The organism is Amycolatopsis sp. NPDC049253, from assembly GCF_040678995.1.
GTDB lineage: Bacteria > Actinomycetota > Actinomycetes > Mycobacteriales > Pseudonocardiaceae > Amycolatopsis.
Genome location: NZ_JBFAQX010000016.1, coordinates 55,347 through 68,566, shown reverse-complemented (window position 1 = coordinate 68,566; position 13,220 = coordinate 55,347). Strand labels below are relative to the sequence as shown.

At 71.5% G+C, this 13,220-nt stretch carries 14 protein-coding genes; 8 read left to right on the top strand and 6 right to left on the bottom strand.

Features of this window, described 5'->3' with window-relative positions; translation table 11 throughout:
• The first annotated feature begins 39 nt into the window (after positions 1-39).
• Positions 40-849: a hypothetical protein gene (locus AB0K15_RS30320; RefSeq protein ID WP_364057857.1), complete on the top strand. Its 810-nt coding sequence runs from the start codon at positions 40-42 to the stop codon at positions 847-849.
• A 14-nt stretch (positions 850-863) separates the two neighbouring features.
• Here AB0K15_RS30320 and dhaL read toward each other — a convergent pair whose 3' ends face one another.
• Together dhaL and AB0K15_RS30310 are read right to left on the bottom strand one after the other, a co-directional pair.
• Positions 864-1,454, bottom strand: a complete 591-nt coding sequence (gene dhaL, locus AB0K15_RS30315) for a dihydroxyacetone kinase subunit DhaL (protein ID WP_364057854.1) — start codon at positions 1,452-1,454, stop codon at positions 864-866.
• A gap of 11 nt (positions 1,455-1,465) precedes the next feature.
• Positions 1,466-2,461, bottom strand: coding sequence for a dihydroxyacetone kinase subunit DhaK (locus AB0K15_RS30310; RefSeq protein WP_364057851.1), 996 nt, complete (start codon positions 2,459-2,461; stop codon positions 1,466-1,468).
• Between the two features lie 121 nt (positions 2,462-2,582).
• Between AB0K15_RS30310 and AB0K15_RS30305 the strand changes: the two genes are divergently transcribed.
• On the top strand, positions 2,583-3,335 hold the full coding sequence (locus AB0K15_RS30305) for an IclR family transcriptional regulator (RefSeq protein WP_364057848.1): 753 nt from the start codon (positions 2,583-2,585) through the stop codon (positions 3,333-3,335).
• A gap of 4 nt (positions 3,336-3,339) precedes the next feature.
• Here the strand turns inward: AB0K15_RS30305 and AB0K15_RS30300 are convergent, their stop codons facing one another.
• Positions 3,340-3,696 (bottom strand): hypothetical protein, encoded by a 357-nt coding sequence (locus tag AB0K15_RS30300; protein WP_364057845.1) that lies wholly within the window; start codon positions 3,694-3,696, stop codon positions 3,340-3,342.
• Between the two features lie 227 nt (positions 3,697-3,923).
• Between AB0K15_RS30300 and AB0K15_RS30295 the strand changes: the two genes are divergently transcribed.
• The 6 genes from AB0K15_RS30295 (at position 3,924) to AB0K15_RS30270 (ending at position 10,687) form a co-directional block, all read left to right on the top strand.
• Positions 3,924-5,411 carry an alkaline phosphatase family protein gene (locus AB0K15_RS30295; RefSeq protein WP_364057842.1) on the top strand — a complete coding sequence of 496 codons (1,488 nt, stop codon included), beginning with the start codon at positions 3,924-3,926 and terminating at the stop codon, positions 5,409-5,411.
• Positions 5,412-5,696: 285 nt separating this feature from the next.
• The gene (locus AB0K15_RS30290; RefSeq protein ID WP_364057840.1) at positions 5,697-7,316 is read left to right on the top strand and encodes an ABC-F family ATP-binding cassette domain-containing protein; all 1,620 of its coding nucleotides are present in this window, start codon (positions 5,697-5,699) and stop codon (positions 7,314-7,316) included.
• Between the two features lie 109 nt (positions 7,317-7,425).
• Positions 7,426-7,860, top strand: coding sequence for a hypothetical protein (locus tag AB0K15_RS30285; RefSeq protein WP_364057837.1), 435 nt, complete (start codon positions 7,426-7,428; stop codon positions 7,858-7,860).
• A gap of 25 nt (positions 7,861-7,885) precedes the next feature.
• Positions 7,886-8,992, top strand: coding sequence for a sensor histidine kinase (locus tag AB0K15_RS30280; protein WP_364057834.1), 1,107 nt, complete (start codon positions 7,886-7,888; stop codon positions 8,990-8,992).
• Complete coding sequence (locus AB0K15_RS30275; protein ID WP_364057831.1) at positions 8,989-9,597, top strand: response regulator transcription factor; 609 nt, start codon at positions 8,989-8,991, stop codon at positions 9,595-9,597. The genes AB0K15_RS30280 and AB0K15_RS30275 overlap by 4 nt, the downstream gene beginning before the upstream one ends.
• 115 nt (positions 9,598-9,712) lie before the next feature.
• The gene (locus tag AB0K15_RS30270; RefSeq protein ID WP_364057828.1) at positions 9,713-10,687 is read left to right on the top strand and encodes an NmrA/HSCARG family protein; all 975 of its coding nucleotides are present in this window, start codon (positions 9,713-9,715) and stop codon (positions 10,685-10,687) included.
• 58 nt (positions 10,688-10,745) lie between these two features.
• Here AB0K15_RS30270 and AB0K15_RS30265 read toward each other — a convergent pair whose 3' ends face one another.
• The 3 genes from AB0K15_RS30265 to AB0K15_RS30255 are packed head-to-tail and all read right to left on the bottom strand — an operon-like array spanning position 10,746 to position 12,707.
• Positions 10,746-11,534: a MerR family transcriptional regulator gene (locus AB0K15_RS30265; protein WP_364057825.1), complete on the bottom strand. Its 789-nt coding sequence runs from the start codon at positions 11,532-11,534 to the stop codon at positions 10,746-10,748.
• Between the two features lie 14 nt (positions 11,535-11,548).
• A complete protein-coding gene (locus tag AB0K15_RS30260) occupies positions 11,549-12,037 on the bottom strand; it encodes a VOC family protein (protein WP_364057822.1) in 489 nt (162 codons plus the stop codon).
• A gap of 34 nt (positions 12,038-12,071) precedes the next feature.
• Entirely contained in the window at positions 12,072-12,707 is a 636-nt protein-coding gene (locus AB0K15_RS30255; protein ID WP_364057819.1) for a zinc-binding dehydrogenase, read from the bottom strand.
• Between the last annotated feature and the right edge of the window lie 513 nt (positions 12,708-13,220).

Genomic DNA, 13,220 nt, shown 5'->3' with positions numbered 1-13,220 from the left:
CTCGGTGGAATCCTCCGAGGGCGGCTACGATCCTGGATCATGAGCCACCCAGGGGGTCAGCAACCGCAGGGTTATCCGCAAGGTCAGCAGGGGTACCCGGCGGGGTATCCGCAGCAGCAGGGGTACCCGGCGCCGGGTCAGCCGCAGCCGGGTTACCCGCAGCAGCAGGTGCCGCCGGGTTCTCCGCAGCCGCAAGGGCAACCTGGCTATCCGCACCAGGGTCAGCCGGGGCAGCCCGGCTACCCGCAGCCCCTCCCGCAGCAGTGGGGCGCGCCGCAGCAGCAGTTCTCCCCGCAGCCGCAGGGTTTCCCCCAGCAGCCGGGCCCGGCGGCCGGCCCGCTGACCCAGCCCGGCCTCGGCGCGATCCCGGCCGGGCTGGGCGTGGTGCTGGAGCTCGTCGCCCTCTTCGGCGTCTCGTGGATCACGTTCACCAACGGCACCCAGTCGGTGACGATGTCCTTCCTCGACCTCGTCAAGGCCGCCAGCGACAACGCCGCCGCGTCCGGCTTCGCGGCGACCTACGTACAGTTCCTCGCCTTCATCATCACCGCCGCCACCGCCTTGTCGGTGCTGCCGTGGACACTCGGGGCACTCCGGGCGAAGCGTTCGGCGTTCCTGCTGAGCGGCATCCGCAGCCGTGAACTCACGCGTGCCGACTTCTGGTGGTACCGCACGGTCTTCAGCGGCCGAGCGGCCGTCATGCTGATCTTCCACGCCGCCGGCATCGCCACCCTCTACTGGGGCAACTTCTCCTCCCTGGGCCTCGGGCCGATCCTCCTCCTCGTCGGGGCCCTCCTGGTCGTCGCGGGCGCGGTCATGGGCCCACGCCAGGGCCCGGCCATGCCCTGACCTTCCACAGAGGACTAGGCGGCCGCTTCGAAGAACAAGGCGACCGTGAGAGCGCCCGGGTCCGTGACCCCGCGGGCGTTCTCGCCGACGTAGCTGGCGCGGCCGCGCTTGGCCAGGAGCTGGGAGGTCGACGCGGCGCCCGCGTGGGCGGCATCGGCGGCGCGGCGCAGGGCGGCAGGCAGGGACTCGGCGCGTTTCGCGGCGTCGGACAGGGCCGAAGCGGCCGGGGCCATCGCGTCGACCATGGTCTTGTGGCCGACTTCGGCCTTGCCGAGGCGTTGGACGACGGCGAGGCCGCCGCCGGCCGCGGCGGCCAGCGAAGCCGTGGTCAGCGACGAGGACCGCGAGAACTCGCGGAACCACATGCCGAACAGCGGGCCGCTCGTGCCGCCCGTGTCGAGGAAGCCGTCGGAGACCGCGGTGAAGACGGCGTCCGGGGCGGTCGACGTGACGGAGCCCAGGTTGGCCGAAGCGCGGCGCAGGGCGGCGCGCAGGTTAGTGCCGAAGTCGCCGTCGCCGGCGCGGCGGTCGAGGTCGGTGAGCTCGGCCGAGCGGTCGGCGACGGTGGCGACGAAGTTCTCGATCCAGGTGCGGGCGTCGATCACGGTGGTTCTCCTCACCAGGTCAGAGCGGGCGTGCGGACGGGGGCATCCCAGAGCTCGAGCAGATCCGGGGCGGCGCGCAACAGTGTGATGGAGCAGCCGCGCATGTCGAGCGCCGTCACGTAGGAGCCGACCAGGGCGCGGGCGACTTCCACGCCGATCCCGCGCAGGTGGGCCACCAGGTCGCGGTGCGCGGCCGCCAGTTCGAGGCCGTGGGTGGCGCCGAGACCGTTGACGATCGCGATCACCTCGTCGCCGGCCGTCAGGTCGAGCGCGGCGGCGATCGGCGCGGCCAGCGACGCCACCAGCTCACGCACGGGCGCGAACGGGCGCCGCTCGATGCCGTGCTCGCCGTGGATGCCGACGCCGAACTCCACCTCGTCGTCGGCCAGCTCGAACGACGGCCGCGACTCGCCCGGGTGCGTGCACGCGGCGAGCGCCACCGCGAGGGTCCGCGCCGAGCCGGCGACCCGCGTCGCCAGCGCCACCAGCTCGTCGAGCGAAGCCCCACGCTCGGCCGCCGCCCCGCAGATCTTCTCGACGGCCACGACGGCCGCCGTCCCACGCCGACCCGGGCCTTCGGTGCCCTCGGTGGCCAGGTCGTCGTCCACCAGCACGGTCCGCACGTCGAGGCCGTCCTCGGCGGCCAGCTCGGCCGCGATGCCGAAGTTGAGCACGTCACCGGTGTAGTTCTTCACGATCAGCAGCACCCCGCGCCCGCGGTCGGCCGCCCGGATCGCGGCGCGGATCTGGAACGCCGTGGGGCTGGCGAACACCGCGCCCGGCACCGCGGCGTCGAGCATCCCGGCGCCGACGAACCCCGTGTGCAGTGGCTCGTGGCCCGATCCGCCGCCCGAGACCAGCGCGACCTTCGGCTCACCGGGCTCGGCGCGGACCAGGTACGCGGGCTGCGCATGGTGCCTGACCAGCGAAGGATGCCCGGCCGCGAGGCCTCTGAGGGCCTCCGCGACCAGGTCGTCGGGATCGTTCACCAGCTGTCGCACGGCCATTGTGCTCACCCCAGTTGTTCGTCATCGTCGACTTTCATTCGACATTGTCGAATGTGTGACGCACCATACGAGGCGGGCTCGCTGTTGTAAAGTGCAGCGGGTCCCCGGAAGAGGTGTCGCGATGATCCAGGCCGTCGACCGGGCCGTTCGTGTCCTCGCGATCCTGCAGGGCGCGCGCAGTGTGCCGCTCTCCGACCTCGCCGCGCGGCTCGGGCTGGCACCGTCCACAGTGCACGGCATCGTGAAGACGTTGCAGGCCAATGGAATGGTCGTGCAGGAAGCCGGCTCCGCCCGGTATCGCCTCGGCCCGGTGGTGCTGCGGCTCGGCAACGCCTACCTCGGCAGCCTCGAGCTGCGCTCACGAGCGTTCGCCTGGTCGGCCGAGCTGGCGCGGCGCACGGGCTGCGCGGTGCGGGCCGGCGTGCCGCTGCCCGGCGAGGTGATGATCGTGCACCACGAACCGCGCCCCGACGGCTCGCGCCAGATGTCCGAGGTCGGTTTCGTCGTCCCGGCCCACGCGACGGCCCTGGGCAAGGCGGTGCTCGCGTTCACCCCGGACGCCGACCCGGGTGAGCTGCGCAGCATGACCGACGCGACGGTCACCGACAGCGAAACCCTGCGCGCGCAGCTCGACGAGGTCCGCCGCGATGCCGTGGCCGCCGAGGAGGAGGAGGCCGTGCTCGGCGAGTGCGGTCTGGCCGCTCCGATCTTCGACACCGCCGACGCCGTGGCCGGCGCGATCGGCGTGGTGGTGCCGGTGGCCGACTGGCCGGTGGCCGACGCCGTGCGCACTGCCGTGGCGGAAACCGCACGCACGATCTCCCGCGAGCTCGGCGCGAGCCGCTGGCCGGTGCCGGTCGGCCCGGTGAACTGAGTCGTCAGGCCGGCGCCGGCACCAAGGTGGTGTGCTGCCCGTTGAGCCCGTCGTTCATCACGAGCGCGCACGCCACCACGGTGCCCAGCCAGACGGCCGACACGGGGAGGTCCGGCCGGGGGACCACCGGGTAGAGCACGGGGGTGAACGTGTTCCCGCCGTTGCCGACCGTGGACGCGTGGACGTGGTTCAGGTACCGGATCCCAGTGGTGCGGTCGAGCAGCGCCGGGTGCCGGAAGGCCTCGCTCATGTCGAACCCGCGGCGCTTCTTCTCCGGGCGTGTGTCCGCGAACTCCGTCACCTCGGCGATGTGGCCGACCGGGATCGGCGCGGGGTAGTTCACCGCGATCGTGCGATTCACACCGGCACCCTGGCAACGGCCGGCGGTTCCGCTGACGGGAAAAATAACGCTCCACTGTGGACGCATCCTACGTCTGGTTCCACCGCTTCGTCCGGAAATCGAGTTGCGCACGTCACTGCGCCACGTCGAGTTCCGCGGAAGTTCAGCCACTGCTCATCAACTCCTGGGCGAACGGCTCACCGCGACGGACGAGTGTTCCCCCTGGCTCCCACCCCGAAAGGACCTCGATGACCGAGAACACCGACCAGGGCAACGGTTTCACGCGCCGACGCCTCCTGGGTTCCGCGGCCGCCGCGGGCGGTCTCGCCGCCGCCGCGATGGCACTGCCGGCGAACGTCCGCAAGGCGATCGCGTCCCCCGCGCCGAAGAACGGCCGGATCTCCGACCTCAAGCACGTCGTCATGCTGATGCAGGAGAACCGCAGCTTCGACCACTACTACGGCACGCTGTCCGGCGTCCGCGGCTTCGGCGACCCCCACGCCGCGCGCCAGTCGGACGGCAGCTCGGTTTTCTACCAGAAGGACGCGAAGAACCCCAAGGGTTACCTGCTGCCGTACCACCTGGACACGAAGTCGACCGCCGCGCAGGCGATCCCGTCGACGAGCCACGAGTGGGCCGTGCAGCACCAGGCCTGGAACGGCGGCAAGAACGACCAGTGGCTGCCCGCCCACCGCGCCGCCGACGGCGAGACCAACGGCCAGTACACCATGGGGTACTTCACGCGTGAGGACATCCCGTTCCAGTACGCGCTGGCCGACGCGTTCACGATCCTCGACTCCTACCACTGCTCGGTGCTCGGCCCCACGGGCCCGAACCGCCACATGTGGATGGCGGGCACGATCGACGCCGAGGGCGAGTTCGGTGGCCCGTCGCTCACCACCGGCGCGCCCAACGGCCAGTACTCGTTCAAGACCTACCCCGAGCGCCTCACCGAGGCCGGCGTGAGCTGGAAGATCTACCACCAGCCGGGTTCGGTCACCGGGTTCGCCGCGATCCAGCACATCGCCCAGTACTTCAACGCGAAGCCGGGCGACGACCTGTTCGAGAAGGCCATGAACCCGCAGCCGCTCGGCCAGTTCGAGTACGACGCGGCCCACGACCAGCTGCCCACCGTGAGCTGGATCCTGCCGCCGGCGGGCTTCGACGAGCACCCGGCCGGCCTGCCCGCGGCGGGCGCGACCTTCGTCGCCGGCAAGATCGACGCCATCGCGGCCAACCCCGACGTGTGGGCCAAGACGGCGTTCATCCTGTCCTACGACGAGAACGACGGCCTGTTCGACCACGTCGTGCCGCCGACCCCGAAGCCCGGCACCCCGGGTGAGTTCGTGTTCAAGACGTCGGTGACCGGTGTCGACGGCGCCGGCCTGCCCACCGGCCTCGGCTTCCGCGTGCCGTGCATCATCGTGTCGCCGTGGACCGTCGGTGGCTGGGTCTGCTCGGAGCTGTCCGACCACACTTCGCAGCTGCGGCTGCTGGAGCTCGTGACCGGCGTGCGCGAAACCAACATCACCGACTGGCGCCGCCGCACCGTGGGCGACCTCACCTCGGCGTTCCGCTTCCACGACGCCACGAAGCACGCGCCGACGCTGCCCGACACCACGGGCCAGTACAACCTCGCGCAGTACGAGGTCAGCCAGTTCAAGCTGCCGCCCATCCCGACCACGCAGCAGAGCTTCCCCCACCAGGAGCCCGGCCACCGGCCGAAGACCTCCTGACCTCGGCGTTCGTCACCCGTCCGTCCATTCGCGACGGACGGGTGACGGCGCACGCGGCTCTCGGCTGATAACATCGCGGGGAATGTGCAGGACGAGTTTCCAGGGAGCTGACCACCGTGATGGTGGCTGAGGACGACATCTCCGGGTGAATCCGGCGACGACAGCGGTGCGCTCGGTGGTTTTCGACACCGCGGCGACACCGCACTTTGTCGTCTCCTCTTGAAACCCTGCCCAGTCGTTCTCCGGGCGGCTCACGCACGCCCGCTGCATCCTGAGAGTCCTGCCATGTCCAAGACCTCTGTCGTCTGTTCCGGCCTGTCCTTTTCCTGGACCGACGGCACCCCCGTCTTCGAAGACCTGTCCTTCACGCTCGGGCCGGGTCGCACCGGCCTCGTCGCGCCCAACGGCGCCGGCAAGAGCACCCTGCTCAAGCTCATCGCCGGGGAGCTCCACCCGCTCGCCGGTTCGGTGACCGCCGAGGGCGTGCTCGGTTACCTGCCGCAGACGCTGCCGCTGGCCGGTGAGCCGACCGTGGCCGAAGTGCTGGAGATCGCGCCGATCGTGCGCGCGCTCGCGGCCATCGAAGGCGGTGACGCGAGCGAAGAGCACTTCGCGACGGTCGGCAGCGACTGGGACGTCGAGGAGCGCGCCCGCGCGGAGCTCGACCGCCTCGGGCTCGGCGACGTCGCGCTCGACCGCCGGCTCGACACGCTCAGCGGCGGCCAGATCGTGTCGCTCGGTCTCGCCGCGCAGCTGCTGAAACAGCCCGACGTGCTGCTGCTCGACGAGCCCACCAACAACCTCGACCGCGGCTCCCGGCGCCGTCTGCACGCCGTGCTCGGCGACTGGAAGGGCACGCTCGTGCTGGTCAGCCACGACCGGGACCTGCTCGACCGCATGGACCGGATCGCGGAGCTGGACCACGGTTCGCTGCGGATGTTCGGCGGCAGCTTCACCGAGTACGAGGCGGCGAAGCAGGCCGCGCGCGAGGTTGCGGAGAAGAACGTGCGCGCGGCCGAGCAGGAGGTCAAGCGCGAGAAACGCGAGCTTCAGCAGGCCCGCGAACGCGCGGCGCGGCGGGCGTCCACCGGCGCCCGCACCGGCTCCGACATCCCGCGCATCGCGCTCGGCAACATCAAGCGGCGCGCGGAATCGTCGGCCGGCAGGGCCAACGACATGCACTCGCAGCGGCTCGGTGCCGCGAAGGCCCGCCTCGACGAGGCCGACCGGGCCGCCCGCGAGGACGACACGATCGCGCTGGAGCTGCCCGACACCGCTGTGCCGGCCGGGCGCACGGTGTTCCACGGCGAGCGCCTGCGCGTGCGTGAGCTGTTCGCCGGCGAAGGCGCGACGCTGGCGATCCGCGGGCCGGAGCGGATCGCGTTGATCGGCGCCAACGGAGTCGGCAAGTCGACATTGCTGCGGCTGGTCGCGGGCCTCCTCGAAGCCGACAGCGGGCTGCTGACCAAGGCCGAGGGCCGCGTCGCGTACCTCTCGCAGCGCCTCGACCTGCTCGACGACGACCGCACCGTGGCGGAGAACCTGCGCGCGGCCGCGCCGCAGCTGCCCGAGGCCGACTTGATGAACCTGCTCGCGCGCTTCCTCTTCCGCGGGCCGCGGGCGCACCTGCCGGTCGGCGTGCTCTCCGGTGGCGAACGGCTGCGGGCGACGCTGGTGTGCGTGCTGTGCGCGGAGCCGGCGCCGCAGCTGCTCCTGCTCGACGAACCCACGAACAACCTCGACCTCGCGAGCGTGGCGCAGCTCACCGGCGCGCTCAACGCGTACCAGGGCGCGTTCGTGGTCGTGAGCCACGACGACCGCTTCCTCGCCGAGCTGGGCATCGGCCGCTGGCTCAGGCTGGCTGAGGGCAAGCTGACGGAAACGGGGCCGCCGTCGGATTCCTGACAAATGTCATGGGCGGTTGATGCGCCGGCTCACTGCTGCGAGCCGGCGCACTCGCCCAGCATGGGTGGAGCACAAGGGGCGACCTCCACTCAGTCCGGAAAGGACAGTCATGAACGCTGGATCCGCAGCCGTGTCCCACGAAAACCTCAACCACCCGCGCAGCCTCTCGGCCTTCCGCACCACGAGACTGCTCGTCACCGCCTACCTCACGCTCAGCGTGCTCACCGTCGGAGCGGTGGTCCTGCTGCGGAACAACTCCGCGATGGTCACCGAGGCCGTGTGGGTGCGGACGGTGATCGTCGTGGCCAGCGCTCTGCTCACGTTGTCCTTCACCCTCCGGACGAGCAAGGGCTCACGCCGCGCCTACCTGCGGCTGCGGCTGGTCACCGCGATCATGCTGGTGGCGCTGGTCGTCATCGCGGCGCTGCCCGGCGCGTTCCCGGTCTGGCTGCGAGCCGAGCAAGGCGTGTGCGCGCTGCTCCTGCTGGGCGTGGTGCTGATCGTCAACGGGCGGCACGTCCGCTCGTTGTTCGCGCGGGCCTGACCGGGATCCCGGTAGCGTGCCCGACGTGGACGACAACGCCGATCGCTGGGTGCTCGGGCGGCGCCGGTTCGTGCTCGACGCGGGCATGCTCGTGTACCCGGCGGTGACCGTGGCCGGCCTGGTGCCGCGCGGCGGCACCACCGCGGTGGTGGGGTGCGTGCTCGTGGGGTTGTTCAGCTGCTGCTACGTGGTGGCCACGATCGCCGCGGACCGTATGGCCCCGCGGCTGTTCTGGTGGTCACTGGGCGCGCAGGCGGTGCTGTTCCTGGCCGCGTTGCCCTTCGCCCAAGCCGACGCGTTTTTCCTGGCCGCGGTCGTCGTGGCGTTTCTGATGCGGCTGCTGCGCGGCCGGGCGGCGGTGGCGGTGCTCCTGGGGGCCGGGCTGGCGGCGATCGTCGTGCCGCCGGCCGTGCGGCCGTGGCACTCCGGGCCGGCGTGGGCGCAGGCCATCGCGCTCGTGTTCACCGCCCTGATGGTCTACGCCTTCTCCGAGGCGGTCCGTAGCAACCGCGCGCTGGTCGAGGCTCGCGCGGAGGTCGAGCGGCTCGCGGCCGAGGCCGAGCGCACCCGCATCGCCCGCGACCTGCACGATCTGCTCGGCCACTCGCTCACCGCGATCACGGTGAAGAGCAATCTCGCCCGCCGGCTCGGGGCGACGGACGCGGAACGCGCGTTCGAGGAGATCGGGGAGGTCGAACGCCTCTCCCGGCAGGCGCTCGCCGACGTACGCGCGGCCGTGTCGGGCAGCACCGAGGTGACGCTCGCCGGGGAGCTGGCCCGAGGGCGGGAACTGCTGCGCGCCTCGGGTGTCACGGCCGACCTGCCCACCGCGTCGGACGTGGTCGACGGCGCCCACCAGGAGCTGTTCGGCTGGGTCGTGCGGGAAGGGCTGACCAACGTCGCGCGCCACGCTCGCGCCACGAGTTGCACCGTGAGGATTTCGGCTTCGGAGGTGGAAGTGCGCGACGACGGGGTGGGTGCGGTGGCTACTCCGGGCAACGGCCTGGACGGGCTGCGCTCGCGTGTCGCGGAGGCCGGTGGCCGGATGGAGGCCGGGCCGGTGCAGCCGCGGGGGTGGCGGCTGTGCGTGTCGATGCACGCTCCGCGGCCGAAGAACGGAGCGCCGGCATGACGATCCGCCTGCTGCTCGCCGACGACCAGGCCCTCGTGCGCCAGGCGTTGTGCGCCCTGCTGGAGCTGGAGGACGACTTCGCGGTCGTCGCGTCGGTCGGCCGCGGTGACCTGGTCGTGGACGCGGCGCTGGCGGAACAGCCGGACGTCGCGTTGCTGGACATCGAGATGCCGGGCCTCGACGGACTGGCCGCGGCGGCCGTGCTCGCCAAGAAGGCGCCGGGCTGTCGCGTGGTCATCCTGACCACGTTCGGGCGCGCGGGCTACCTGCGGCGCGCGATGGAGGCGGGTGCCGTCGGGTTCGTGGTGAAGGACGCGCCGGCCGAGACGCTGGCCGACGCGATCCGCCGCGTGGTCGCCGGTGAGCGCGTGGTCGATCCGGCGCTGGCCGTCGCGACGCTGGCGGCGGGGGAGTCGCCGCTCACGGCGCGCGAGCGCGACGTGCTGATCGCCGCCCGGTCGGGAGCCTCGGTGGCCGAGATCGCGGCCACGCTGTACCTGTCGGAGGGCACGGTGCGCAACTACCTGTCGGCGGCGATCGCCAAGACGGGGACGCGCAACCGGATGGAAGCGCTGCGGGTCGCCGACGAGCGCGGCTGGCTCTGACCGGCTGTGCCGTCCCCCGCCGTGGGTACCCACGGTGTGGCGAGGTGCCGTCCGGAAAAGAGGGACAACCTGGAACTCGTTCGGGAAACATCCGACGAGAGAGGCAGGAAACCCGATGACCGACAAGAAGATCATTGCCGTGGTGGGGGCGACCGGTTCGCAGGGCGGTGGTCTGGCCCGTGCGATCCTCGACGACCCGCAGGGACCGTTCAGCCTTCGCGCGCTGACCCGTGACGTCGACTCCCCGGCGGCCAAGGAGCTGGCGGCGCGCGGCGCGGAGGTCGTGGCGGCCGATCTCGACGACGAGGCCAGTGTGCTGCGCGCGTTCGATGGCGCTTATGGCGCGTACGTGGTCACGAACTTCTGGGTCCAGCGCACCCCCGAGGAGGAGGCGGCGCGCACGCGGGCGCAGATGGAGCTCGACCAGGCGGAGATCGCCGCGCGTGCCGCGAAGAAGACCGGCCTGAAGCACGTGGTCTGGTCCACCCTGGAGGACACGCGGCCGCACTTCGAGCACCAAGGCCTGGAGCTGCCGACGCTGCTCGAGAAGTACACGGTGCCCCACTTCGATGCCAAAGGCGAGGGCAACCGGTTCTTCACCGAGCAGGGCGTGCCCACGACCTTCCTGGAGACGACGTTCTACTACGAGTCGTTCCTGAAGGGGCAAGGCGTGCACCGCGGCGCCGACGGCAAGCTCGCGCTCACCAACCCGATGGGCGACTCCGTGATGGCACTCGTCGCGTCGGAGGACATCGGCCGCACGGCTTACGGCATCTTCCTCGCGGGCCCGACGTACATCGGCCGCACCGTCGGCCTCGCCGGCGCGCACTACACGGGCGTCCAGCTGGCGGAGCTGTTCACGAAGGTGCTGGGCGAGGAGGTCGTCTACCGGCCGCAGACCCACGACGAGGTCCGCGCCGGTGGTTACCCGGGCGCCGTCGAGATCGGCAACATGTACCAGTTCTACGCCGACGCCGCCGACTCGTTCGTCGAGTCCCGCGACCTCGAGCGCGTGCGCCGCATCAACCCGCGGCTGAAGTCGCTGGAGGAGTGGCTGCGGGAGCACAAGTCGGAGCTCGTGACCGACTGACGCGGGTTCCGGGTCACCGTGCGGCGTCGTCGGGGGATGGCGCACGGTGACCCGATTTCTAGTCCCAGGCGGCGGTTTCCGGGTCGACACCGTGGGCCGCGGCGTTCGCGTTGATCACCTCGCGCAGCCACGGCGCCAGGTCCGGTGAGAACCCGCCGTAGTAGCCCGCGAAACCCTCGTCCTCCGCCAGCAGCCGCCCGAGGCAGACGTGGCGGGCGTGGGGGCAGTCGAAGTACGTGGTCATGGCCGCGCGGTGGCGTTCGGCCAGTGCGTTGGCCTCGGGGGAGCCCGGGGTGACGCCGGTCCGGTGCGCGGTCGCCAGGTCCGCGTTCAGGTTTTCCACCCGGGCGGCGACTTCCTGCCAGTCGGCCGGGCTCAGCGCGGCGGCGCGTTCGGCGTACTGGGTCCACTGAGGACTGTCGCCCCAGCGGGTCTCGGCTTCGCCGACCCATTCCGGGCGCCAGTCGGAGCCGAAGATCTCCACCTGCTGTTCGGGTGTGAGCTGGATGCCGGTCTTCGCGGCCGCCAGCATGCGGTCGACGGCCGACACCATCGTCTGCAGGTGGGAGATCCGATCGACGAGCTCGGTGCGCTGGCGTCGCAGGTGCTCGCGGGCGTCGACGGCCGGGTCGTCGAGGAGCCGGCCGATCTCCGCGAGCGGGAAACCCAGCTCGCGGTACACGAGGACCCGGTGCACCCGGGCGATGTCGTCGCCCGAGTACACCCGGTACCCCGCATACGTGCGCTCGCTCGCGCGCACGAGACCGATCGCGTCCCAGTGGTGCAGCGTCTTCACACTGACCCCGACGAGTGCCGCCGCTCGGCCGACGGTGAGGCCTTCGCTCATCGGACCAGTGTGGCTCACCCGCGCGGAACGTCGATCCCGACGGCGCGCAGCTCCTCGCCCTGGGCGCTGTCCGGGTCGATCGGCCGGGCGGCGGTGAACACGATCCGCACCCGTTCGGGGGACTCGATGGTGAGCTCGACGGAGTTCCACGGCTTCTCCTCCGGTGCGCTCGTGCAACCCGGCCGCAGCTCCTCGCACCGCGCGGCGACTTCGTCGATCTGGGAGAGGACGCACGAGAAGCTGATGGCCGGCGCGGAGCCGGGCCCGACTTCGCCCGGCACGAGCAGCACGTCCTGGAACGCCCATCGCCGCAGGTGGGTGATCCGGCCCGGAATGGAGAACAGGTCGATGAACCCGAGGCCGCGCAACCAGAAGTCCTTGGACTCCTCGAGGTCGGCCGTCGGGATGATCGGGAACATGGGCATGCCGTAGATGCCGCGGTAGGGCTCCGGCGCGATCGCGTCGAGGGCCGGCATCGGGACGGGGCTGGTGTATTCGTTCACGCCTTCGATGCTCGACCCTCCTGCGACGTCAGGGTCAAGGCCGAAGCAGCACCCGGATCGGGTCGCCGTCGTGCTCGCGCAGGCGCCGCACACCCTCGGCGGCTTCCTCCAGCGGCAGGATCGCGCTCACGGAACCTGACACGTCCAGCCGCCCGCGGGCGACCAGCTCCACCAGGTCGGACAGGTGCTTCATGCGGTAACCGAGGTGCCCGACGACGGTGTGGCGCCGCCGCACGAAGTTCAGCTCGGGCCCCAGGTCCAGCTCGTCGGCGGACAGCCCGACGAGCACCAGCCGGCCGCGGTGGCCGAGCGCGCGGTCGGCCTGCTCGACGCTGGCGCCCCGGCCGACGCAGTCGAACGCGACGTCGAGCCCGTGGCCACCGGTGATCTCCGCGAGCTGGTCGGGGGTCGCTTCATCGAGCGGGTCGAGCGCGAAGTCGGCGCCGAGGCCGAGCGCGCGTTCGCGGGCCGCTGGCAGCGGGTCGAGCGCCACGATCGGCGACGCGCCGCAGATGCGCGCGAGCTGCACCAGGTGCGTGCCCAGCCCGCCGAGACCCCAGATGCCCACGGCCTCCGCGGGGCGCAGCCCGGCCGTGTCGACCGCGCCGTACGGGGTCGACACCGCGTCGGCCAGCACCGCCGCCTGCTCCAGCGGCACGTGCTCCGGCACGCCGACCAGCGTCGTCGCGGGCGTGACGACGTACTCTCGCGTCCGCGATGGCGACCAACGAGCACCACCACCTCCGTGCGCGCGCCGCCAGGTCGCGCCCGAGCGGCCGGTTGAGCACCAGGTGCGCGAGGCGGCCCCACCCGCAGGTCGCACGTACGGACTGAACGTCCGCAAAAACCGACAGTGCGTCCAGCCCTGGTGTCGTGCTTCACCCGAGCCCCGCGAACGGTCCCAGGAGCCCCACGAGCACCAGCAACTCTCGCGACGATCCGCCGCGCCGCCCTTCCCGGCCCCGAGGGCAGTGAATCCACCACCGAGCCGCCTGGCCACGGCAGCGGCTCCCCGCGTGGGCGATCCGTCGTATGCGAACTGTCTATTGTGGACGTTTCTGGCAGGTGAATACCGGATTACCTTGTCGTAGCGGGGCAGCCACGAGGCGTCACGCGAAGAAGGGCGCGGTGTGATCTGGGCTGGATGTCGGAATAGGTGAGTGCTGTTCGTCGTAGGAGTGAG